The 22,396-nt window shown below is 70.2% G+C and carries 24 protein-coding genes; 17 read left to right on the top strand and 7 right to left on the bottom strand.

Annotation, left to right across the window (positions count from 1 at the left end; translation table 11 throughout):
* The first annotated feature begins 10 nt into the window (after positions 1-10).
* The 5 genes from ACFOY2_RS42835 to ACFOY2_RS42815 all read left to right on the top strand — a co-directional run bounded on the left by ACFOY2_RS42835 (position 11) and on the right by ACFOY2_RS42815 (position 4,827).
* The gene (locus ACFOY2_RS42835; RefSeq protein ID WP_379533869.1) at positions 11-517 is read left to right on the top strand and encodes an NmrA family NAD(P)-binding protein; all 507 of its coding nucleotides are present in this window, start codon (positions 11-13) and stop codon (positions 515-517) included.
* Positions 514-924, top strand: a complete 411-nt coding sequence (locus ACFOY2_RS42830; RefSeq protein ID WP_379533868.1) for a DUF4440 domain-containing protein — start codon at positions 514-516, stop codon at positions 922-924. The genes ACFOY2_RS42835 and ACFOY2_RS42830 overlap by 4 nt, the downstream gene beginning before the upstream one ends.
* 105 nt (positions 925-1,029) lie before the next feature.
* A complete protein-coding gene (locus tag ACFOY2_RS42825) occupies positions 1,030-3,702 on the top strand; it encodes a GH92 family glycosyl hydrolase (RefSeq protein WP_379533867.1) in 2,673 nt (890 codons plus the stop codon).
* Positions 3,703-3,777: 75 nt separating this feature from the next.
* Positions 3,778-4,251 carry a VOC family protein gene (locus ACFOY2_RS42820; RefSeq protein ID WP_379533866.1) on the top strand — a complete coding sequence of 158 codons (474 nt, stop codon included), beginning with the start codon at positions 3,778-3,780 and terminating at the stop codon, positions 4,249-4,251.
* Between the two features lie 60 nt (positions 4,252-4,311).
* Positions 4,312-4,827 carry a DinB family protein gene (locus tag ACFOY2_RS42815; RefSeq protein WP_379533865.1) on the top strand — a complete coding sequence of 172 codons (516 nt, stop codon included), beginning with the start codon at positions 4,312-4,314 and terminating at the stop codon, positions 4,825-4,827.
* Here the strand turns inward: ACFOY2_RS42815 and ACFOY2_RS42810 are convergent.
* The gene (locus ACFOY2_RS42810) at positions 4,821-5,255 is read right to left on the bottom strand and encodes a GNAT family N-acetyltransferase (protein ID WP_379533864.1); all 435 of its coding nucleotides are present in this window, start codon (positions 5,253-5,255) and stop codon (positions 4,821-4,823) included. The two genes, ACFOY2_RS42815 and ACFOY2_RS42810, sit on opposite strands and share 7 nt — an antisense overlap.
* Positions 5,256-5,278: 23 nt before the next feature.
* Positions 5,279-6,424 carry an ROK family transcriptional regulator gene (locus ACFOY2_RS42805; RefSeq protein ID WP_379533863.1) on the bottom strand — a complete coding sequence of 382 codons (1,146 nt, stop codon included), beginning with the start codon at positions 6,422-6,424 and terminating at the stop codon, positions 5,279-5,281.
* Between the two features lie 57 nt (positions 6,425-6,481).
* On the opposite strand from ACFOY2_RS42805, the gene xylA reads away from it, so the two are divergent.
* The 9 genes from xylA to ACFOY2_RS42760 all read left to right on the top strand — a co-directional run bounded on the left by xylA (position 6,482) and on the right by ACFOY2_RS42760 (position 14,767).
* Positions 6,482-7,633, top strand: coding sequence for a xylose isomerase (xylA, locus tag ACFOY2_RS42800; RefSeq protein WP_379533862.1), 1,152 nt, complete (start codon positions 6,482-6,484; stop codon positions 7,631-7,633).
* A complete protein-coding gene (locus tag ACFOY2_RS42795; protein WP_379533861.1) occupies positions 7,630-8,373 on the top strand; it encodes a sugar phosphate isomerase/epimerase family protein in 744 nt (247 codons plus the stop codon). The genes xylA and ACFOY2_RS42795 overlap by 4 nt, the downstream gene beginning before the upstream one ends.
* Positions 8,370-9,473 carry a Gfo/Idh/MocA family protein gene (locus ACFOY2_RS42790; protein WP_379533860.1) on the top strand — a complete coding sequence of 368 codons (1,104 nt, stop codon included), beginning with the start codon at positions 8,370-8,372 and terminating at the stop codon, positions 9,471-9,473. Before ACFOY2_RS42795 ends, ACFOY2_RS42790 begins: the two co-directional genes overlap by 4 nt.
* Positions 9,474-9,517: 44 nt before the next feature.
* Positions 9,518-10,381 carry a hypothetical protein gene (locus ACFOY2_RS42785; protein WP_379533859.1) on the top strand — a complete coding sequence of 288 codons (864 nt, stop codon included), beginning with the start codon at positions 9,518-9,520 and terminating at the stop codon, positions 10,379-10,381.
* A 64-nt stretch (positions 10,382-10,445) separates the two neighbouring features.
* Positions 10,446-12,047: a lysine--tRNA ligase gene (lysS, locus tag ACFOY2_RS42780; protein WP_379533858.1), complete on the top strand. Its 1,602-nt coding sequence runs from the start codon at positions 10,446-10,448 to the stop codon at positions 12,045-12,047.
* Positions 12,044-12,586 (top strand): AAA family ATPase, encoded by a 543-nt coding sequence (locus ACFOY2_RS42775; RefSeq protein ID WP_379533857.1) that lies wholly within the window; start codon positions 12,044-12,046, stop codon positions 12,584-12,586. The genes lysS and ACFOY2_RS42775 overlap by 4 nt, the downstream gene beginning before the upstream one ends.
* 60 nt (positions 12,587-12,646) lie before the next feature.
* Positions 12,647-13,375 (top strand): glycosyltransferase family 2 protein, encoded by a 729-nt coding sequence (locus tag ACFOY2_RS42770; RefSeq protein ID WP_379533856.1) that lies wholly within the window; start codon positions 12,647-12,649, stop codon positions 13,373-13,375.
* 19 nt (positions 13,376-13,394) lie between these two features.
* Positions 13,395-14,342, top strand: coding sequence for a ketopantoate reductase family protein (locus ACFOY2_RS42765; RefSeq protein ID WP_379533855.1), 948 nt, complete (start codon positions 13,395-13,397; stop codon positions 14,340-14,342).
* Between the two features lie 68 nt (positions 14,343-14,410).
* Entirely contained in the window at positions 14,411-14,767 is a 357-nt protein-coding gene (locus ACFOY2_RS42760; RefSeq protein ID WP_379533854.1) for a hypothetical protein, read from the top strand.
* Position 14,768: 1 nt separating this feature from the next.
* Here ACFOY2_RS42760 and ACFOY2_RS42755 read toward each other — a convergent pair whose 3' ends face one another.
* Positions 14,769-15,197, bottom strand: coding sequence for a hypothetical protein (locus ACFOY2_RS42755; RefSeq protein ID WP_379533853.1), 429 nt, complete (start codon positions 15,195-15,197; stop codon positions 14,769-14,771).
* Between the two features lie 62 nt (positions 15,198-15,259).
* On the opposite strand from ACFOY2_RS42755, the gene ACFOY2_RS42750 reads away from it, so the two are divergent.
* Positions 15,260-17,161 (top strand): sensor histidine kinase, encoded by a 1,902-nt coding sequence (locus tag ACFOY2_RS42750; protein WP_379533852.1) that lies wholly within the window; start codon positions 15,260-15,262, stop codon positions 17,159-17,161.
* Between the two features lie 5 nt (positions 17,162-17,166).
* Here the strand turns inward: ACFOY2_RS42750 and ACFOY2_RS42745 are convergent, their stop codons facing one another.
* From ACFOY2_RS42745 to ACFOY2_RS42730, 4 genes are all read right to left on the bottom strand, one after another.
* On the bottom strand, positions 17,167-17,634 hold the full coding sequence (locus tag ACFOY2_RS42745; protein WP_379533851.1) for an NUDIX domain-containing protein: 468 nt from the start codon (positions 17,632-17,634) through the stop codon (positions 17,167-17,169).
* 8 nt (positions 17,635-17,642) lie between these two features.
* On the bottom strand, positions 17,643-18,515 hold the full coding sequence (locus tag ACFOY2_RS42740; RefSeq protein WP_379533850.1) for a hypothetical protein: 873 nt from the start codon (positions 18,513-18,515) through the stop codon (positions 17,643-17,645).
* A 61-nt stretch (positions 18,516-18,576) separates the two neighbouring features.
* Positions 18,577-19,317 carry an MBL fold metallo-hydrolase gene (locus ACFOY2_RS42735; protein ID WP_379533849.1) on the bottom strand — a complete coding sequence of 247 codons (741 nt, stop codon included), beginning with the start codon at positions 19,315-19,317 and terminating at the stop codon, positions 18,577-18,579.
* An 81-nt stretch (positions 19,318-19,398) separates the two neighbouring features.
* Positions 19,399-19,542: a hypothetical protein gene (locus tag ACFOY2_RS42730; protein WP_379533848.1), complete on the bottom strand. Its 144-nt coding sequence runs from the start codon at positions 19,540-19,542 to the stop codon at positions 19,399-19,401.
* A gap of 391 nt (positions 19,543-19,933) precedes the next feature.
* Here ACFOY2_RS42730 and rho point away from each other — a divergent pair, with 391 nt between their 5' ends.
* Both rho and ACFOY2_RS42720 read left to right on the top strand, forming a co-directional pair.
* The gene (gene rho, locus ACFOY2_RS42725; protein ID WP_379533847.1) at positions 19,934-21,043 is read left to right on the top strand and encodes a transcription termination factor Rho; all 1,110 of its coding nucleotides are present in this window, start codon (positions 19,934-19,936) and stop codon (positions 21,041-21,043) included.
* Positions 21,044-21,261: 218 nt separating this feature from the next.
* On the top strand, positions 21,262-22,287 hold the full coding sequence (locus tag ACFOY2_RS42720) for a putative RNA methyltransferase (protein ID WP_379533846.1): 1,026 nt from the start codon (positions 21,262-21,264) through the stop codon (positions 22,285-22,287).
* The last annotated feature ends 109 nt before the right edge of the window (positions 22,288-22,396 follow it).

The following is a 22,396-nucleotide window of genomic DNA, read 5'->3' as shown; positions in this document are numbered from 1 at the left end:
GGCTTGGGGCATGAGATTCCTGGTGTTCGGCGCCGGTGGCGCCCAGGGCGGGGCGGTGGCCCGGCGACTGGCGGAGGCGGGGTTCGCGGTGCGGGGGGTGTCCCGCGCTCGGGCCGTCCCGGAGGGGGTGGAGCCTTTCCAGGCGGATCTGGGGGACGCCGGGCGGGTACGGGAGGCGTTCGCGGGGGTGACGCACGTTTCCCTGGTGCTCCCGCTGGAGTTCGAGCCGGACCGGGTGGCGGCCTACGTGCGGCACGTCGTGGCGGCGGCGACGGCAGCCGGGGTGCGGCGGCTGGTGTTCTGCACGGGCAACCGGCTGCCGCGAGCCGACACGGGCGAGGCGGCGTTCGAGGCGGGGCTGGCGGCGGTGATGGGTGCGCGGACGGCCACGGGGGTGGCCTCCACGTACCGGTGGATCGCCGGGCGAGGGCACGACCTGTACGCCGCTCCGCCCGGGGGCGCGGAGCGGCTCGGGATCAAGGTGACCTCACCCGCCACCTGGGCGGCCACCCGATGACCGGCCGGCCGGACGTGCGGGCGGAGGTGGTGCGGCACCACGAGGTGATCGAGCGGTGGCTGGCCGGGACGGTGCCGAGGGCGTCGTTCGGGCGGTTCGCCGACGCGCACGCGCCCGGATTCACGCTGGCGGCCCCCGACGGACGGCTGCTGTCGCGGGCCGAGGTGCTCGAAGAGGTGGAGGCCGCTTATGGGCGCCGCCCTGACGCGCGCATCGAGATCCGCGACGTCACCGTGGTGGCCGGGGCGCCGGGCCTCGTCGTGGCCCGCTACGAGGAGTGGCAGCACGGCGAGGGCCGCCGCGCCACGGCCGTCCTCGAACTCGGACCGGCCGGACTGCGGTGGCTGCACCTGCACGAGACCTGGCTGGCCGAGCACGGCGGCGGACCGTCGCGGCTGTCCTCGTGACCAGCGATCGGACGGCCGAGCGGGTGCCGGATATGTGGCTTTAGCGACTTCTGTCCTTACAGGGGCGTTCATGGCGGCGTTAATGTGGACGGGTGTGATCGCGAGGTGTTCTCTCCCCGTTCGTGGCTCGCCATCGCCGTCATCGGCGCCCTCATCGGCGGCGGCGCCGTCGCCGCCCCGGCAGCCGCCACATCATCCCCCGCCAAGGTCACCGATCCCGTCCGCCACGTCGACCCGCTGATCGGCTCGGCGGGCGGCGGCAACACCTACCCCGGCGCCGTCGTGCCGTTCGGCATGATCTCGTGGAGCCCGACCAACACGGCGGGCGACCAGACCAACGCCGCGGGCGCCAACGGCTACTCCTACAACACGCCACGCGTGCGCGGCTTCGCGCTGACGCACGTCAACGGGGCCGGCTGCCATCCCGGGGCCGCCGGAGACATCCCGATCATGCCGTACGCCGGCGAGGTGACCTCGTCCCCGACGGCGGACACCACCGACGCCGTCTACGCGAGCACGTTCAGCCACGACAAGGAGAGCGCCAAGCCCGGCCGCTACACGGTCACGCTCGACTCCGGCGTCAAAGCCGACCTGTCGGTGACGACCCGGGCGGGCGTCGGGGAGTTCGCCTTCCCCCAGGGCGCCAAGGCCAACCTGCTCTTCCGGATGTCCAACTCGCTCAACGGCAGCGAGGACGCCGACATCAGGATCGACCCCGCCACGCGCACGGTGACCGGCTCGGTGCTGACCGGCGCGTTCTGCGGCCGGCGAGCCAACGGCGGCGTGAACAACAGGAAGAGCTACTACCGGCTGCACTTCGCGGCGACCTTCGACCGCGCCTTCTCCGGCACGGGCACGTGGGTGAACGGCGACCTCACCCCGGGCGGCACGACGGCGAGCGGCGGCGAGGGGTACGCGACCGGAGCCGACCGCGCGGGACGCGGCTCCGGTGGATACGTCTCCTTCGCCGACACCGACGTCCGCATGAAGGTGGGCATCTCGTACACGAGCCTGGAGGCTGCCAGGCAGAACCTGGCCCGCGAGATCTCCCAGAAGGACGACGTCGCGTCCGTGGCCGCCAGGGCCACCCGCGACTGGAACGACCGGCTGCGCTCCGTCGAGGTCGCCGGCGGGACCGCCGACCAGCTCACCACCTTCTACACCGCGATGTACCACTCCTACCTGCAGCCCAACGTCACCAGCGACGTGGCGGGCACCTACCTCGGCAGCGACGGCAAGGTGCACCCGCTCGCCCGCGGCCAGCGGGTCCAGTACGGCAACTTCTCCGGCTGGGACCAGTACCGCGCCCACACCCAGCTGCTGGCGCTGCTCGAACCCCGGGTCGCGGGCGACTACGCCCAGTCGCTGTACAACCTGGCACAGCAGAACGGCGGCGTCTGGGACCGCTGGGTGCACGTCAACGGGCCCACCCACGTGATGACCGGCGACCCGTCGGCCCCGGCGCTGGCGGGCTTCTACGCGCTCGGCGTGCGCGACTTCGACGTGCGCGGCGCGTTCGACTCCCTGGTCAGGCAGGCGACCGTGCCACACCCGTCGGGATTGTCCGACAAGGGCTGCCCGGGGCAGTGCGAGGGCCAGCGCCCGAACCTGGCCGAATACCTGCGGCTCTCCTACGCCCCGCAGGACACCTGCCACTGCTGGGGCGGCGCGGCCGAGACGCTGGAGGACGCGACCGCCGACTTCGCGCTCGCCGACTGGGCGGGACGGCTCGGCCGCACCGCCGAGCGGGACGAACTGATGCCCAGGGCGAGCTGGTGGCGCAACACCTTCAACCCCTCGGCCGGGCCCGAGGGCGGCTACCAGCAGGCGCGCAAGGCCGACGGGAGCTGGTTGTGGCCGTTCTCGGCGACCTCCGACGCCGGTTTCGCCCAGGGCAGCTCCGCGACGTACACGTGGATGGTCCAGCACGACGTGTCGGGGCTGGCCGCCGCCATGGGCGGCAGGGAGCGGGCCGCCGAGCGGCTCGACGCCTTCTTCCACCGTCCCGACGGTTCGTGGGCGACGGGCGGCGACGGCTTCCGCTACGACCCGACCAACGAACCGGGGATCCACACGCCGTGGCTGTACAACGCGCTCGGCAAGCCGTGGAAGACGCAGGAGACCGTGCGCGCCATGGCGTCCCTGGTCTACAAGACGGGCCCGAGCGGCCTGCCGGGCAACGACGACCTCGGCACGATGTCCGCCTGGTACGTCTTCGCCGCCCTCGGCATGTACCCGCAGACGCCCAGCCGCGCCGAGATGCTCCTGTCCAGCCCGATGTTCCCCAAGGCGTGGATCAAGCGCGACAACGGCGTGACCGTCACGGTGAGCGCCCCGCAGGCCGGCCCCGAGGCCGTCTACATCCAGGACGTCCGCGTCAACGGCCGGCCGCACACCCGCTCCTGGCTGCCCGAGTCGCTGCTGAACAGGGGCGGCGACGTCGTGGTCAACGTGGGGCGCGGCGCGAACCAGTCGTGGGCCACGGCTGCGGCCGACCTCCCGGTCGACCACGTCCCCACCGCCGGCGCGCCGGTCCCGAACCTGCCGGGCGCCTGCGTGCCGGCCGGTTCGTCCTGCGCGCAGAGGCTGCAGTACGACGTGGACGGCGTGGCCGCGCTCACGACCGACACCCGCTACAACGTCAACGGCACGGCCGACGGCCGCAAGGTGACGATCTGGCACGTACGCCTGCCGGTCGACCCCGCCAAGGAGGCGACCTCGTTCACCTCCTCCGCCACCCCCAACATAAAGATCTTCGCCCTGAGCACGAATTCCTGAAACGGTCTGTCGATTCCGCGAGCCCCCGTTCGACGCGTTGACAACGACACACACACACACGAAAGAAGACGCGTCATGCAGAAGATCACGACTTACCTGTGGTTCGACAACCAGGCCGAGGAGGCGGCCGAGTTCTACACCTCGCTCTTCGAGGACTCGCGGATCCTGGACGTCCAGCGCTACGGCGAGGCGGGCCCGGGCCCGGCCGGCACGGCCATGGTGGTCACGTTCGAGCTGGCCGGGCAGCGTTACTGCGCGCTGAACGGCGGCCCGGCGTTCACCTTCACGGAGGCGATCTCGCTGTACGTCGACTGCGCCTCGCAGGAGGAGGTCGACGAGCTGTGGGCCAAACTCACCGACGGCGGGGAGGAGTCGCAGTGCGGCTGGCTGAAGGACCGCTACGGCCTGTCCTGGCAGATCATCCCCAAGCAGCTCCGAGAGCTGATGAGCGACCCCGACCCCGCCAGGGCCGGGCGCGCCATGAAGGCGATGCTGGGCATGCGGAAGATCGAGATTCAGGGCCTGGTGGACGCCGCCGACGGCAAGTAGCCCGCACCGCGCGGAAAACGCCGTGCGGTCGGCGCGGCGGCTGAAGTAGGGTCGGCGGCCATGAGTCTTCCCCGCGTGCGCCCTCCTTTCGTGGCCGACGAGCGCACCCAGCTCGTCGGCTGGCTCGACATGCAGCGCGCGATCGTCCAGTGGAAATGTGAGGGCCTGTCGGAGGCCGACGCGTACCGGCCGGTCCTGCCGGCCTCTCCGCTCATGACCGTGGCCGGCCTGATCTCCCACCTGCGCTGGACCGAGCACTGCTGGTTCGAGGTGCTCTTCCTGGGCCGCCCGGCGGCGGACAACCCGCAGTTCGACGATGTGGAGGAGGACCTCGACATGCGGGTCGAGGGCGTCCCACCGGCGCGGCTCCTGGCCGACTACGAGCGGCAGTGCGCGATCTCCAACGAGATCGTCGCCGCCCACTCGCTCGATGACGTGGGCAAGCACCCCGAGTTCCGCTCCGCCGGCGCGACGCTGCGCTGGATGCTGATCCACATGGTCGAGGAGACCGCCAGGCACGCCGGCCACCTCGACACGATCAGAGAGCTCCTTGACGGCGAGAAGGGCTACTACTGAGCCAGCACCTTCTGGTAGCAGCGGGTCAGCGGGGCGTCCACGTACCTGCCGTAGGGCTCGGTCGGCGTGTACGCGCACTTCTCGTACAGCGCGATGGCCTCGGGCTGCCGTAGCCCGGTCGCCAGCCGTAACCGCTCGTACCCGAGGCCGCGGGCCAGGTCCTCCAGGGCCGTCAGCAACGACCTGGCGATGCCGCGTCCGCGGTGGCCGGGCGTCACGTACATGCGCTTGAGCTCTCCGGTGACGGCGTCGACGTGCTGGACGGCGCCGCAGCCGACAGCCTGGCCGTCCACCGAGGCCACCAGGTATCTGGCTCCCTCTTTGACCTGCGAACGACCTGGGCCGTAACGGGACACCAGTTCGGCGTGCGCCGCGTCGAGCAGGACCGTGAGCTCGCGGTCCCCGATGGTCCGCTCTTCGATCACCACGCCCGACATAGTAGGACCGTCCGCTACAGCCCGAGCGTCTGGGCCGGGTCGGCGATGACGCGCTGGATGATCAGACCGGCCGCGCCGAGCACGGCCGCGTCCGCGCCGATCTCCGAGACGACGAGCGCGGGCGGGGTGGCGCGCATCTGGCCCAGCCGGGCGGTCAGCCCCGCCCCGACCGGCGCTTCGAGCCAGGGAAAGAGCGGGGCGAAGATCCCGCCGAGCACGATTTCGCCGGGGTCCAGCAGGTGGACGGCCGAGGTGAGGGCCACGCCGAGCGCGTGCCCGGCCCGCTGGCAGGCCGCCGACGCCTCGGGGTCGCCCGACTTCAGGCGTTCCACCAGCGAGCTCACCGAGTCGAGACCGTTCAGCAGGGCGTCCTGTCCCGCGTACACCTCCAGGCAGCCCCGCCCGCCGCATCGGCACGCGGGCCCGTCCGGCACGACGACGACGTGGCCGAGCTCGCCCGCCAGGCCGAACGTGCCCCTGAACAGGGCCCCGTCCACGACGAGGCCGGCTCCGACGCCGATCTCGCCGGAGACGTACAGGAAGTCCGTGGCCCGCGAGCCGAACCAGAGTTCGCCGAGCGCCGCCAGGTTCGCCTCGTTGTCGATGGCGAAGGGCAGGTCGAACAGGTCGGCCACGCGCACGTCCCGCCAGCCCAGATGGGGCGCGCTGCGCAGCACCCCGCCCTCGACCGTGCCCGGCACGGCCAGTGCGGCGCCGACGATCCGCAGCCCGGACTCCTCGGCCTCCGCCGTGGTCTCCTTCACCAGGTCGCGCATCCCTTGCAGGATGTCGGCGGGGTTGGAGTTGCGGTTGTCGGCGGGGCGGGTGCGCCGCAGCCGTACCGTGCGGGTGACGTCGACGACGCACGCCGCCAGGTAGTCGATGTTGATCTCCAGCCCCAGCGTGGCCACCCGCTGCCCGCTCAGGCCGACCGCCACCCCCGGCCGTCCCCGCTCGCCGGCCCGCACGGCCCCGCTCTCGCTCACCACCCCCGCCTCCAGCAGGTCGGCGATCAGGCTGGACACGGTGGTCTTGGTCAGGCCGGTCAGCTCGGCGAGCGCGGCGCGGGTGTGAGGTCCTGATCGGTGCAGTGTCCCCAGCACTACGGCCAGGTTTCGGGCCCGCATGGAATCATGCCGCACCCCTCTTGACGACCCCATGCCCACCTCCTCAGGATTATGTACAGATTATGGACTAATCATAAGGAGCGCAGCTAGATGTCCACCTTCGCCCCGACACCTGACGACCGTTTCACCTTCGGACTCTGGACGGTCGGCTGGCAGGCCCGCGACCCGTTCGGCGACGCCTCACGACCGCCGCTCGACCCGGTCGAGTCCGTGCACCGGCTGTCCGAGCTCGGCGCGCACGGCGTCACCTTCCACGACGACGACCTGCTCGCCGTCGAGCCCGACAGGGACAAGGCCATCGCCGCGTTCAGGAAGGCCCTGGACGAGACCGGCATGAAGGTCCCGATGGCCACCACGAACCTGTTCACCCACCCGGTCTTCAAGGACGGCGCGTTCACCAGCAACGACCGCGACGTGCGCCGCTACGCGCTGCGCAAGGTGATCAGGAACATCGACCTGGCCGCCTCCCTGGGCGCCAGGACCTACGTCTGCTGGGGCGGCCGCGAAGGCGCCGAGTCGGACGCGGCCAAGGACGTCAAGGCGGCGCTCGCCCGCTACAAGGAGGGCCTCGACCTGCTCTGCTCCTACGTCCGGGAGCGCGGCTACGACCTGCGCTTCGCGATCGAGCCCAAGCCGAACGAGCCGCGCGGCGACATCCTGCTGCCGACCATCGGCCACGCCCTCGCGCTCATCAACGAGCTCGAACACCCGGAGATGGTGGGACTCAACCCCGAGGTCGGCCACGAGCAGATGGCCGGGCTCAACTTCGTGCACGGCATCGCCCAGGCCCTGTGGCACGGCAAGCTCTTCCACATCGACCTCAACGGCCAGCACGGCCCGAAGTACGACCAGGACCTGATCTTCGGCCACGGCGACCTCAAGAGCGCCTTCTTCCTGGTGGACCTGCTGGAGAACGGCGGCTACGACGGCCCGCGCCACTTCGACTACAAGCCGCTGCGCACCGAGGACCCGCAGGACGTGTGGGACTCCGCGGCGGCCAACATGCGCACGTACCTCATCCTGAAGGAGAAGGCGCGCGCCTTCCGCGCCGACCCCGAGGTTCAGGACGCCCTGCGCGCCTCCCGCGTGGACGAGCTCGCCCAGCCCACGCTCGCCGCCGGTGAGACCTGGCAGGACCTGGCCAAGGACGACTTCGACCCGGAGGAGGCGGCCCTGCGCGGCTTCCACTTCACCCGGCTCAACCAGCTCGCCCTCGAACACCTCATGGGGGTGCGCGGATGACCCGGCCCATCAGCGTCCAGCTCTACACCGTCAGGCAGGCCCTGGCAGACGGCCGCGACGCCGTGCTGCGCAGGATCGCCGAGAGCGGATACCGGGCCGTGGAGCCGTTCGACCCGACCACCGACCCCAAGGGCTTCCGCCAGGTCGTGGACGACCTGGGGCTGAGCGTGTCGAGCACGCACGCCTCCGCGCTGCTGCGGATGGAGCCCGCCGAGGTCTTCGACGCGGCGGCCACGCTCGGCACCGACCTGGTGATCGTCCCCGCCGGCATCGCGCAGGAGGAGTTCACCACCCGCGACGGCCTCGCGCGCGCCGCCGACCTGCTGAACGGCCTGGCCGAGCAGGCCGCAGGGCACGGGATGCGGATCGGCTACCACAACCACTGGTGGGAGCTCGAGCCGCGGGTGGACGGCCGGCACGCCCTGGAGGCGCTGGCCGACCTGCTGGCCCCCGAGGTGTTCCTGCAGATCGACACCTACTGGGCGGCCGTGGGCGGCGCCGACGTGCCCGCCCTGCTGGGCCGTCTCGGCGAGCGCGTGCTGACGCTGCACGTCAAGGACGGGCCGGTCGTCAAGGGGGAGCCGCACACGGCAGTCGGCCAGGGCATCATGCCCGTGCCCGCCATCCTGGCCGCCGCCCCCGGCGCCTGGCGCGTCGTCGAGCTCGACGAGTGCGCCGGCGACGTCTTCGCCGCGCTCGCGGACAGTCACGCCTACCTCACCTCCTTGGAGAGCTCTTGAGCAACGGCCCCGTCGGCGTCGCCCTGGTCGGCGCCGGAGTGATCAGTGGCCAGTACCTCCGCAACCTCTCCGCCTTCCCCGACGTGCGCGTGCTCGGGCTGGCGGACCTCGACACCGAACGGGCCGCCGAGGTGGCGCGCGAGCACGACGTGCCCGTCTCGGGCGACCTCGCCGCGGTCCTGGCCGTGCCCGAGGTCGAGATCGTCGTCAACCTCACCGTCCCGTCCGCGCACGCGGCCGTCGCGCTGGAGTGCCTGCGCGCGGGCAAGCACGTGTACGGCGAAAAGCCCCTGGCCATGAACATGGACGAGGCGGCGAAGGTCATGGCGCAGGCCGAGGAGCACGGCCTGCGGGTCGGCGGCGCCCCCGACACCTTCCTCGGGGCCGGGCTGCAGTCGGCGCTGCACGCCCTGCGCTCCGGCCTCATCGGCGAGCCCGTCGCGGTCACGGCGGCCACCCAGAGTCTCGGCCCGGAATCGTGGCATCCCAGCCCCGAGTTCTTCTACCAGCCGGGCGGCGGCCCGCTGTTCGACCTGGGGCCCTACTACCTGACCGCCCTGGTGTCGCTGCTCGGGCCCGTCGCCCGGGTGGCGGCGGGCACGCGCAGGGCACGCGCGCAGCGCGTCGTCGGCTCGGGCCCCAAACAGGGCACCGTCTTCCCCGTGGACGTCCCCACCCACGTCAACGCCCTGCTGGACTTCCCCGGCTCGGCCACGGCGGCGGCCACGTTCAGCTTCGACTCGGCCGTCAACCGCCGCATGATCGAGATCATCGGCTCCGAGGGCGCCCTGTCCCTGCCCGACCCCAACACCTTCGAAGGCCCGCTGCTGGCCCGGGGGCCGCACGACGCCGACTGGCGCGAACTCCCGCTGTCGGGCACCACGGCGGGACGCGGCATCGGCGTGCTGGACCTGGCCAGGTCGCTGCGCGCGGGCACGCCGCACCGCGCATCCGGCGAGCTGGCCGGCCACGTGCTCGAACTGATGTCCGCCATCGCGGAGTCGGGCGAGCGCGCCGAGTTCCGTCCCGTCACCACCAGCGTCTCCGCCCCCGAGCCGCTCCCCGAAGGCTGGGACCCCCACGCCGCCACCCTGTCCTGAGAACCGATTGCCGTACTTCGTTTAACGAAGTATGGTACCTGGTCATGCCCACGAGATCATTCCTGGCCATGGCCGCTCTTGTCACGCTCGCCGGCTGCGGCGGCGAACCCGCCGCCCGGCCCGACCCCTCACCCGCCTCCACACCGGGCGCGCGGGGTGAAGCGCAGCGGATCGAGTCGATCAAGGCGGACTGCATGAAGAGCAAGGGCTTCAGGTACGTCCCCTTCGTCCGCCCGGAGACCACGGGAACACAGGACGATCGAAAGCGCGCCGCCGGCGACTACGAGACGCTGCGTGCCCACCGCGCCAAGTACGGCTTCGGCGTAAGCTCCATCCTCGTCCACCGCGACCCGGGCGGCGGCCGGGCCGAGATGCCGGAGAATCCCAACTACGCGATCAGGCAGGACCTGTCGCCCGCCCAGCAGAAGACCTACGCCAAGACATCCGACGCCTGTGAGGCCCAGGCGATCAAGCAGGTCACCGGCGAGACCGTCACCTCCGCCGACGACTGGAACCTCAAGCGCAACGTCGCGGTCAGCCGCACGCTCAGGCGCGAGCTCGACGGCGACCCCGAGCTCGTCCGGCTCGCCACCGCCATGGCCGACTGCATGCGGGCCAAGGGCCACCAGATCACCTCCATCAGTCCGATGGACATGGAGGAGTGGGGACGGATGACGTTCGGGCGGCGCCTGCACGAGCTGGCGCGCAAGGAGAACCCTGACATCCCGGCCTACGACCCGGAGAACGGGCAGGGCTACCTGCCCTCGCGCCTGACACCCGCCGAGCAGCGGCAGTTCCTGGACCAGGAGGTCAAGGCGGCGCTGGACGACCTCGAATGCGGCAAGGACTTCCGCGTCGCCTTCCGGCCCAAGCATGACGAGGTCTCCGCCAGGCTCTGGCAGGAGTAGCGTGATCGATTCATCGTGTCGCATTGCGTTGGCCTGAATCCGGCGGAACCGCAAGAATGGCGCGATGGCTGACAGTGCCGAGACCGACTGGGTCTCGAGGTTCGCGGACGAGGTGATCTCCGAGGCGGAGAGACGCGCTCCGGGCAAAGCGATCGTCTGCGCGTCGGGGCTGAGCCCGTCGGGGCCGATCCATCTGGGCAACCTCCGTGAGGTGATGACGCCTCACCTGGTCGCCGACGAGATCCGGCGGCGCGGGCTGGAGTGCGTGCACCTGCTGTCGTGGGACGACTACGACCGCTTCCGCAGAGTGCCCGCGGGCGTCGACCCGTCCTGGGCCGAGCACATCGGCAAGCCGCTGACCTCGGTGCCGGCGCCTCCCGGGAGCACGCACGCCAACTGGGCCGAGCACTTCAAGGCGCCGATGATCGCGGCCCTGGAGGAGCTGGGCGTCGACTACCGAGGCATCAGCCAGACCGAGCAGTACACCTCGGGGGTCTACCGCGAGCGGATCCTGCTGGCCGTGCGCGAGCGGGCCGCGATCGACGGCGTGCTGTCGCAGTACCGCTCCGCGCAGGTGGAGGAGTACTTCCCGTACCGGCCGTACTGCGACCTGTGCGGTCGCGACCTGACGACGGTCACCGCCTACGACGACGAGACCACCGAGCTGGCCTACACCTGCGAGTGCGGCTTCGGCGAGACCGTCCGGCTGGCCGAGCACGACCGCGGCAAGCTGGTGTGGAAGGTCGACTGGCCGATGCGCTGGGCGTACGAGGGCGTGATCTTCGAGCCGTCCGGGGTCGACCACCACTCGCCCGGCTCGGCGTGGATCGCAGGCCGGCAGATCGTGGGCGAGGTGTTCGGCGGCGAGCAGCCGATCGGCCCCATGTACGCCTTCGTCGGCATCACCGGCATGGCCAAGATGAGCAGCTCCAAGGGCGACGTGCCGACCGCGGCCGACGCGCTGCAGATCATGGAGGCGCCGGTGCTGCGCTGGCTGTACGCCCGCCGCAAGCCCTCCCAGTCCTTCAAGATCGCCTTCGACCAGGAGATCCAGCGCCTCTACGACGAGTGGGACGCCCTGGGCCGCAAGGTCGCCTCCGGCCAGGCCCAGCCCGCCGAGCAGGCCGCCTACACCAGGGCCGTGGGCACGGCGGCCGGTCCGCTGCCCGCCACCCCGCATCCCATCCCCTACCGCACGCTGGCCTCCGTCGCCGACATCACGACGGGCGACGCCGACCAGACCCTGCGCATCCTGCGCGACGTCGACGGCGTGACCGACCTCGACGAGACCAGGCCCCGGCTGGACAGGGCGCAGCGCTGGATCGACGAGCACGTGCCCGCCGACCAGCGCACGCGCGTACGCGAGACGCCCGACCAGGACCTGCTCGACTCGCTCGGCCACGACGAGCGCGAGTCGCTGCGGCTGCTGGCCGACGGCCTCGACGACTGGTCGCTCGACGGCCTGACCACGCTCGTGTACGGCGTCCCGAAGCTCCAGGCGGGGCTGCCGGCCGACGTCAAGGCGACGCCGGAGCTGAAGGCGGCGCAGCGGGCCTTCTTCGCGCTGCTCTACCGGCTGCTCGTCGGCCGCGACACCGGCCCCAGGCTGCCCACCCTGCTGCTGGCCGTGGGCGCCGACCGGGTGCGCAAGCTCATCGGCTCGTGAACGGCGCCGTCCTGCTCACCGGCATCTCGGCCGCGGGCAAGTCGACCGTGGCCCAGGCCCTGGCGGAGCGGTTGCCGCGCTCCGCCCACATCCGGGGTGACGTGTTCAGACGAATGGTGGTGGGCGGGCGCGCCGACATGACGCCCGAGCAGTCCGGCGAGGCCGTCCGCCAGCTTCACCTGCGTTACCGAATCGCCGCGAAAACGGCGGATCAATATTACGATGCCGGATTTATACCAATAGTTCAGGACGTCATTGTCGGGAGGGACTTGGAACGGTTTACGGAAATGATACGTACGCGCCCGCTTCACGTGATCGTTCTCGTCCCCGATCCGGCCGAAGTGGAACGCCGCGAACGAGCCCGCGCGAAGATCGGATATGACAACGGATGGACGATTGCCCAGCTGGACAAGGCCCTCCGGGAGGAAACCCCACGCATCGGACTTTGGCTGGACACCTCCCGACAAAACGCTCAAGAAACCGTGGACGAGATCATTTTTCGGGCCGAAGAGTCGAAAATAGCCGGAGATCTTCGGTAAATTCGATCAATGCAAGGCGCTGTCAAGTCGGTTGCATGTGTGAAGGAGGACCTTTAACTCATGAACAAGCAGCCTTTCGCCGCCAGCGTCAGTGTCATCGTTCCCGCGATGAACGAGGCCGAGAATCTCCCCCACGTTTTCGCCACGCTGCCCGACTGGATCGACGAGGTGATCCTGGTCGATGGCAACTCGACCGACGACACCGTCGCCGTAGCGCGCAGGCTGCGCCCCGACCTCCGGGTCGTCGTGCAGACCCGGCGCGGTAAGGGCAACGCCCTCATCGAGGGCTTCGCGGCCGCCCGGGGCGACATCATCGTCATGATCGACGCCGACGGCTCGACCGACGGCAGAGAAATCCGCTCCTTCGTCAGCACGCTCGTCAACGGCGCCGACTTCGCCAAGGGCTCCAGGTACGCCCCCGGCGGCGGCTCCGACGACCTCAGCCCGGTGCGCTCGCTCGGCAACAAGTTCCTCACCGGGCTGACCAACCTGCTCTACCGCACCCGCTACACCGACCTCTGCTACGGCTACAACGCCTTCTGGGCCCACCACCTCGAAGCCCTCGCCCTCGACTGCGACGGCTTCGAGATCGAGACCCTGATGAACGTCCGCGCCGCCCAGGCCGGCCTCATCATCCGCGAGGTCCCCAGCCACGAGCGCTCCCGCATCCACGGCGCGAGCAACCTGCACGCGGTGCGTGACGGCTGGCGGGTGCTCAAGACGATCATGCGGGAGCGCGCACGCGGCACCGCCATGACACCGCAGACCCAGGTGGCGCTCGCCAAATAGAAGCTGACATCCTCTGACAATGCGCTACATCGTGATCGGAGCAGGAGCAGTCGGCGGAACGATCGGCGCCCGCCTGTTTCAAGGCGGGCACGAGGTCGTCCTGGTCGCGCGGGGGGCCCACTACGAGGCACTGAAGCGCGACGGCCTGCGCCTGATCACTCCAGAATCGTCCGAGACGCTCGACATCCCCGCAGCGGACGGCCCCGTGCCCACGCGCGACGACGACGTCCTCGTCCTGGCCACCAAGTCACAGGACACGATCGCCGCGCTGGCCCCGTGGCCGTCCGATCTGCCTGTGGTCTGTGCCCAGAACGGCGTGGACAACGAGCGGACCGTCCTGCGGCGCTTCGAGCGTGTTTACGGCATGTGCGTGTGGCTGCCCGCCCAGCATCTTGAGCCCGGCGTCGTCGCCGCCCACGGCCACCCCTACTCCGGCATGCTGCACGTCGGCCGTTATCCACAGGGTGTGGACGAACTCGCCCAGCGAATCGCCGACGACCTCGGCAAGCGCGGCCTCGTCGGACGAGCCACGCCCGACGTGATGCGCTGGAAGCACGGCAAGCTGCTCGGCAACCTGGGCAACGCCGTCGAAGCCCTCCTCGGCCGAGGGACCGGCGCCGAGATCGCCGAGCGGGCCAGGGCCGAGGCCAGGACCGTGCTGGACACGGCGGGCATCGCCTACTCCACCACCGAGGAAGAACTCGCCCGGCGCGGCCACAACGTCGACATCCGTCCCATCGACGGCGTCGCACGCGGCGGCGGTTCGTCGTGGCAGAGCCTGGCCAGGGGCAGCGGCTCGATCGAGGCCGACTACCTCAACGGCGAGATCGTCCTGCTCGGCCGCCTGCACGGCGTGCCCACCCCCGTCAACGAGGTCCTGCGCCGCGAGGCGAACCGGTCCGCCGCCGGCAGGCGCCCGCCCGGCTCGATGTCGGCGGACGAACTCCTCGCGCTCATCGAAGCCTGACTTCTCGCGCATACCCCGTCGATCTCCGGGCAGTGGACAGGCGCTCTGATCGACAAGGGGTGAGTTGGATGATCCTTTTAGGTGTGATCCTGGTCCTGCTCGCCGGCGGCGCCGTAGCCCTGGTCGCCACCGAGGACAGCGCCCGGTACATCCTGTTCGGTTACACCTTCGAGCTGAACCACGTGGAGATGTTCCTCGCGGGCGCGGTCACGGCCGCCGCCCTGCTGCTGGGTCTCTGGCTGGTCGGCTCGGGTTCGCGCAGGGGTGCCAGACGCCGTCACCGCAGGCGGACCGCCAGGGCCGAGGCCTCCAGCCGGATGGCCAGGCTGGAGGGCGAGAAGCGCGACCTGGAACGGAAGCTGGAACGCGAGCACGCGCCCGGCGACCGCCTCGTCGCCCGCGGCTCCGACGACACCGGGCCGTAAGTCAGCCTGTCTGCACGCTCTGGCGGGACGGCAGCAGGTTGCCCTCCCGCCAGAGCGCGAAGCCGGTGATCAGCGCCCCCAGACCCTCCCAGAGCCCGACGCCGAAGAACTCGGCGGGCGCCGCCCCGGTCAGCACGAGCGAGCTGAACACGACGAACGTCACGAGCCTGAACGGCACCGTCCAGCGGAAGAACGGCGTGTAGTTCGCCGACGCGGCGAAGACGTAATAGACACCCATGTTCACCGCCGCCATCGATGAGGCGGCCATATAGACCAGCGTGTAGTCACCGGCGGGCCGCACGTCGAGCACCTCGAAACCGAGCATGGCCAGCAACGTCCCGGGCGAGATCAGCCCGAGCAGGCCGAGCGCGAAAGCGAGGAATCCGAAGACCGCGATGGTCCAGCCGGAGAAAGAACGCGGAAGACGCACAGAAATCCTTCCAAAGGGGGGTGTAATCTGCGAGGCGATCTCATCATGCACCCGGAGGTCGCATGCCCCCCAAGCGTGGCCGTCCCATCGCAGTGAAACTCCTCGTCCTCCTGCTCGTCCCCCTGCTGTCCCTGGTCGGGCTGTGGGCGTTCGCGGCGGGCCTGACCGGCGGCGATGGCGCCCGCCTGCTCGCGATCAACGATCTGGTCACGAATCTTGCCGATCCGTCGGAGCAGGTCAACATCAAGCTCCAGGAAGAGCGGCTGACCTCCGTGGAGTTCATGGTCAGCGGCAAGGGCGCCGCCAAGATGGCCAAGCGGCGCGGCGAGACCGACGAGGCCGTGAAGACCTTCCGCACCCTGGCCAGGAACCTGCGCGACCTGACGCCCGAGCTGACCACCGGGCTCGCCGCGCTGAACGGCAAGATCGACCAGCTCGTGGACGTGCGCCGCGAGGTGGACGGCGGGACCGCCGCGCCGCTCGACGTCATCGACGGCTACAGCCAGATCGTGGACACCTCTTTCCGCATGTACGACGCCATGGTCCTGGTGCCCGACATGGCCCTCTACCGGCAGGCCAAGGCCGTGACCTCGCTCGGCGAGGCCAAGGACCTGCTGTCGAGAGAGCGGGCGCTGATCGCCATCGTGCTGGCCAAGGGCCGGGTGGAGCCCGGGGAGCGGGAGGCGTTCACCGGCATGGTCGCCACCCGGCGGCTGCTCTACTCCCAGGCGCTCTCCCACCTCGACAGCGACCTGCGCGGCCCGTTCGACAACCTGACCGACTCACCCGTCTACCAGGAGTTCCTGACCGCGGAGGACGCCATCAAGGGGCAGGCGGCCACCAACGGCCTGCCCGCGACCGCGGCCACCTGGCCCGTGGACGGCCAGAACCTGTGGCGGGCCGTCGAACGCAACCAGGTCGAGGCCGTGAAGAGCATCACCGAGCGGGTCATGCCCGCGGCCATCGGCATGCTCGTCAAGATCGGCGTGGCGGGCGGCCTGGGCCTCCTCGCCGTCATCGCCTCCGTCCTGCTCTCCCTCCGCTTCCGCAAGCAACTGGTACGCGAACTGGCCGCGCTGCGCGACGCCGCCACCGAACTCGCCGAGGTGCGGCTGGCCGGGCTGGTCGAGCGGCTGCGCAAGAACCCAGAAGCGCCCAAACCTGACGAGATCGCGCCCGTGCGGATCGAGTCCTACTCCTCCGAAGTGGACGACATCGTCCAGGCGTTCAACGACGTCCAGTCGACGGCCGTCGACGCCGCCGTGGGCCAGGCCAAGCTGCGCCACGGCGTCAGCCAGGTCTTCGTCAACCTGGCCAGGCGCAACCAGTCGCTGCTGCACCGGCAACTCCTCCAGCTCGACAGCATGGAGCGGGCCACGGAAGAGCCGGAGGTGCTGGCGGACCTGTTCAAGCTCGACCACCTCACCACCCGCATGCGCAGACACGCGGAAAGCCTCATCATCCTGTCGGAGCAGGCGCCGGGCCGAGGCTGGCGCAACCCGGTGCCGATCCTCGACGTGCTGCGCGCCGCGGTCGCCGAGGTCGAGGAGTATGAGCGGGTCGACGTGCTCCAGCCGCCGCCGATCGCGCTGCTCGGCTCCGTGGTCACCGACGTGGCCCACCTGACGGCCGAGCTGATCGAGAACGCCACCCTGTTCTCCCCGCCCAAGACCAAGGTGGACGTGCGCAGCTCCCCCACCCAGCACGGCCTCATGGTGGAGATCGAGGACCGCGGCCTCGGGCTGCCCAGGGCCGAACTCGACGAGCTCAACGAGCGGCTGGCCAAGATGCCGGAGTTCGACCTGGCGCAGAGCGAACGGCTCGGCCTGTTCGTGGTCGGCCGGCTGGCGGCCAGGCACGGCATCAAGGTCACCCTCATGTCCTCGCCGTACGGCGGCCTGACCGCGATGGTGGCCCTGCCCTCAACCCTCCTGGCCGACCAGCCCGTCCTGAGCGGGCGGTAGGCGGGTCACGCGGCCGGGGTCTCGGGCGGCAGGTACGTCATGCCGCCGGAGTCGCGTGCGGCGGCCGAAGCGAGAAGCCGCTGGTGGGCGTGGCCCGCCAGCAGCTTCTCCGCCTCCTCCACGGTGAAGAACCCGTAGGCGTCGAGCTCCTCCGCCTGCAGCGTGATCGGCGTGTCCGACGACACCTCACCGCAGTCGAACATGAAGTTGACCAGTGGAAAGGGGATGTTCGGCAGGCCGTCCACCCAGCTCACCGTCAGCAGCCTGCCGACCTCGACCACGAGCCCGACCTCCTCGGCCACCTCTCTGGCACAGGCCTGCGCGGGATGCTCCCCGGCGTCGATGATGCCGCCGGGGAACGACCAGTGGTCACGATAGTTGGGATCGACGAGCAGGACCCGCCCCCGCTCGTCGGTGATGTACGCCGCCGCCCCGGTGACCACCCGGTTGACCGTGGTCCAGAAATCGCTCACACAGGGCACTATGGCAGAACCTGCAGCAACGCCTGCGACCTGGCCTTGGCGGGCTCCGCGATCCGCTGGATCTCCTTACCCTGGGCGTCGAACACGACCAGCGTGTTGTGCTCAGTGCCGCTGACCCGCATGACCAGGCGGCCGTCGGCCAGGTAGTAGCCGCCGATCGGCCGGCCGTTCAGCTTCGGCGTGTGCTTCTTGCCCGAGGCCACGTCCAGGACGACCGGCTTGAAGTGGCTGGGCCAGCTTCCGTCGCCGAGCTGGTCGGGGTTCTGCGGGAACTCCACGACCGCCATGCGGCCGTCGGGCGACAGGCTCTGCACGTGGGTGACCCACTTGACGCCCTTGGCCTTGACGCTCTTGCCGCTCTTGACGTCGAGCCGGTAGAGAGCGTCGGCCTCACCCGTGTAGCCGGCGACGTAGCGACCGTCAGCCGACCAGGCCAGGTGGCAGGCGCCCTTCGAGGCGCCCAGCCGGCGCGGGGCGGCGCTGCCGTCGGCCTTGACCGCCATGATCGAGTCGCTCGCGCCCGGGTAGGCCACCTGCGTCGAGTCGGCCGACCAGACCGGGGTCAGGCACGGCGTGCCGCCCCGCAGGCCGTTCGCGAGCGTGCTGGTCTTGCCGTTCTGCCGGACCCGCAGGGCGCCGCCCGTGGTCACCCAGGCCGCCTTCTTGCCGTCCGGCGAGGCGGCGTACTGGGGCAGGGTGCCGACCTTGGCCAGCGTGGTCCACTCGCCGCCCTGGTAGCGGCTGAGCAGGTTGCCGGTGTCGGTTGCGTACACGGCGGAGCCGGACAGCTTGGGAGCGGGCGCGGCCGAGGCGGCGGAGGGGACCAGCAGGACGGCGCCGAGCGAGACGCCGACGAGAACACGAATCTTCATGAGACCCCATGGTGCCCGGGAAACGCCCCGAGATGCGGGAACAACTCACCCCCGCGGCTGTTCAGAGGCGTAGGAACGGGTCGCTGAAGTGGGCCGTGGCGAGGATCGCCCGCTCGGCCCGCAGCCCGCCGAGCACCTCGGCCCTGGTGCGCGCGGCCGTCTCCTGGTCGTCGTCGTAGGCGTAACGGACGGCCGGGTCGTCGAGCTGGGCCGGGTGCAGGACGAGGTCGCCCGTCATGGCGACCTCGCCGACCCTGACGATCTGGTGGCCGGGCGTGTGTCCGGGCGCGAAGTGCACGTGGACGCCGGGAGAGATCTCGGCCTGGCCCTCGACGACGTGCAACTGCCCCTTGATCGGGGTCACGAACGCGTCGAGGGTCTCGCCCTGCGCGGCGTCCAGTTCGGCCCGCTGGAGGACGTAGCGCGCGTTCTCGAAGGCCGGAGCGCCGTCCGCCACCGCGCCACTGGCGTGGTCGCTGTGCAGGTGGGTGAGGACGACGGTGCCGATGTCGGCGGGCGCGACGCCCACGGCGGCCAGCTCACCGGCCAGCGTGCCGGGGACGGGCGCCCAACTGGACGCCGGTGAGTCGACGCCGCCGATGCCGGTGTCCACGAGGGTCAGCCTGCCTGCCGCGTCGCGGAGCAGGTAGCAGTGGAAGTGGAGGACCCATGGCTCGTCCTGGAGCCCTGAACCGGGAAACAACTCGGCGAGCGGACGGCGGATCGCCGGCCCCATGGGGCCCACGGCGTCGCAGAGTGGTGTCACCTCGACGCCGGACACGTTCATCGACTGATGCGGCACCCGATCAGATTACGGGTAGCCGCAGACCGACGCGTCACCCGATCCGGGCGGCGGCTTTCTGCGGACCTGAGCCCTGGATCCCTAGGCTGCGACCGGGTGGCGCGGGACGAACTCGTTCTCGAGGTCGGCGGCGAAGACGGCGCGGCGGCAGTGCGCGCACCTGTACATGATCGGGCCTTCATCGAGCTCGTGGTGGCACCGCGGGCAGCGGTTGACGGTCTTCATGATGCTCCCCAAAGAGTTCTGACTTTTGTCCTATGGAACCCTCACCGAGTTGCAGGGATCCTGCATGTCGCTTGACAGGATGACGCCGCGTCGCTGAGAGCTCTGTGTTCGCCGGTACACCGCCCGCGGTAATTTTCCACGCAGTACGGTGCCGCAAGAACATTGTCGCGCCTCTGCCCCGCCTTTGCCGCGGAAGACACGAGAACGACCCGGGAATAGCCCAAGAGGGCTAGGCGTTTAGTGGGTCGAAGGCTGTGGTATCTTGCCATCAGCGTTGAGCTTCAGCTCCGCTGCTCTTCATTCAAAGCTCCGCCCCGCGTCGAGGGGCCAGGCTTCCTTTCATTGCTCGTCGGCTCCCCTGTGGACCGGCGCATTTGCCAAGGGGCTCATCATGTCTGTGCAAACCATTCCAGAAACCCGTGCGGACGTGCCCGTTCGCGAAATCCGCGAGGTCGCGGGCCTCGTGGACGTACGGGACAAATCCGCGTTCATCCGGGCAGGTCACCTGCCCGAACCCGGCGACGTGCGCCTGCCTCCCGACAAGGTCCGCCAGTTCGACCTGCGGGCCGGAGACGAGGTCGTCGCCTCCTTCGCAGGGAACAAGCTCGTCGGCGTCGAATCCGTCAACGGCTCGTCCGCCTGGCGCGACCGGCCCAGGTTCGCCGACCTGACACCCGTCCACCCGGACAAGCGGCTCACCCTTGAGACCGAGTCGCTCAGCACGCGCGTCGTGGACCTGTTCGCGCCCATCGGCAAGGGGCAGCGCGGCCTCATCGTGGCGCCGCCCAAGGCCGGCAAGACCATGGTGCTGCAGGCGCTGGCCGCCGGAATCACCCGCAACCACCCCGAGGTGCACCTCATGGTCGTCCTGGTGGGCGAGCGGCCCGAGGAGGTCACCGAGATGCGCGCCACGATCAAGGGTGAGATCTTCTCCTCCACCTTCGACCACCCGGACCGCGACCACGCCGCCATCGCCGAACTGGCCATCGAACGGGCCAAGCGGCTCGTGGAGTCGGGGCGGGACGTGGTGCTGCTGCTCGACTCGCTGACGCGGCTGGGGCGGGCGTACAACAACCTGGCGCCCAGCGGCGGGCGCGTCCTCACGGGCGGCATCGACGCCCGCGCCCTCTACCCGCCCAAGCGCTTCTTCGGCGCCGCCCGCAACGTCGAGGGGGGCGGCTCGCTCACCATCCTCGCCAGCGCGCTGGTGGACACCGGCTCGCGGATGGACAACAGCCTGTACGAGGAGTTCAAGGGGACGGGCAACATGGAGCTGCACCTCGTCCGCGACCTGGCCGAACGCCGCCTCTTCCCGGCCGTCGACCTGGACGCCTCGGGGACGCGGCGCGAGGAGATCCTGATGCGCGCCGACGAGCGGCAGGTGGTGTGGCGCCTGCGCCGGATGCTCACCGCCCTCGAAAAGCAGCAGGCCCTGGAAGTCCTCGTAGACAAACTCCGCTCCACCCGCTCTAATGCGGCTTTTCTCCTCGAAGCCAGCTGATCCTTAAATCCCCATCCTGTACGGCGGCGCCAAGCAGGCCGCCCCCGCCGCGCATGGCCGGTGGCCTCCAGGAATACGCCCTCTGACCCGCACGGGGCCAGTCGCCGTTACGCGCGCACGCTTGGCCGACTGAGTGGTGAAGTGAGGACCGCCATCCTCCCTCTCCGGTACCGGGGGTCCTGGGGAGCGTTCTCAGGGTGGTGCACCAGAATGGGCGCATGTTGGCCGACATCGTTGACTATCTGCTGTGCCCCGTTTGCGGGGGTGATGTGGCGTTGGGTGAGCGGGTGCTGCGGTGTGCGCAGGGGCATGTGTTCGATGTCGCTCGGCAGGGTTACGTCAGTTTGCTGGTGGGGTCGAAGGCGCCCGGGAGTGCCGACAGTGCGGAGATGGTGGCCGCGCGGGCCCGGTTCCTCGATGCCGGGCACTATGCCCCGTTGGCCGATGCGCTGGCCGAGGTCGTCGGTGAGCTGGTTGGGCGCGAGAACCTTCCGGCAGAACATGAGTCCTCCGCTGAAACGAATGACGGCGCGAAGCCGAAGGCGTACCGTGGGGCGGTAACGGAGACCGGTCATGGCGCGAGACCAGCAGGGGGTCCCGTGCCTGGCCGGAGGTTCGTCGAGGGTCGTCGCGCGGCGGGCAGGCCCGCCCCGGTGATCGTCGACGCCGGCGCGGGAACCGGGCACTACCTGGCGACCGTGCTCCACGCAGTGGACGATGGCATCGGGATGGCGTTCGATGTGTCCAAGCACGCGGTTCGCCGGGCGGCGCGGGCTCATCCGAGGGCAGGGGCGTTCGTGGCCGACGTGTGGCGCCCGCTCCCGATCCGGGGTGGGGTGGTCGATGTGGTGATCGACGTGTTCGCGCCCAGGAACGGGCCCGAGTTCAGGAGGATCCTGCGGCCGGGCGGGGCCGTGGTGGTCGTCACCCCTGGGGGCCGGCATCTGAGCCCGCTCGTCGAGGAGCTGGGGTTGCTCTCGGTGGACGAGGAGAAGGAGCGCAGGCTCGCGCGCAGCCTGGAGGGCTTCACAGAGGTCGGGCGGCGCTCTGTCGAGTTCGATATGGAGTTGACGCCTGGAGAGATCGCCCAGGTGGTGGGCATGGGTCCGAGCGCCTGGCACACTGAGGCGGGCGAACTTGAGGAGCGAATCGCCGGATATGTCTCCCGGAATGTCGTGAAAGGACGGGAAAAAGCACAAACGCGCGCGGCGTTTCATCTGTCTACCTTCGAGCCCACATCATGATCAAGTCCCCTTCCTTGACGGACCTCTGTGACCGGTGTTACTGATGGGGCATTTAGTCCGAAATTCCCCCACATTCTCGGAGAATTTCCTCAACGTAGGCGCAATACTG

Source organism: Nonomuraea purpurea (assembly GCF_042650645.1).
GTDB classification, from domain to species: Bacteria; Actinomycetota; Actinomycetes; order Streptosporangiales; family Streptosporangiaceae; genus Nonomuraea; species Nonomuraea purpurea.
This window is presented reverse-complemented; position numbering and strand designations above follow the sequence as displayed.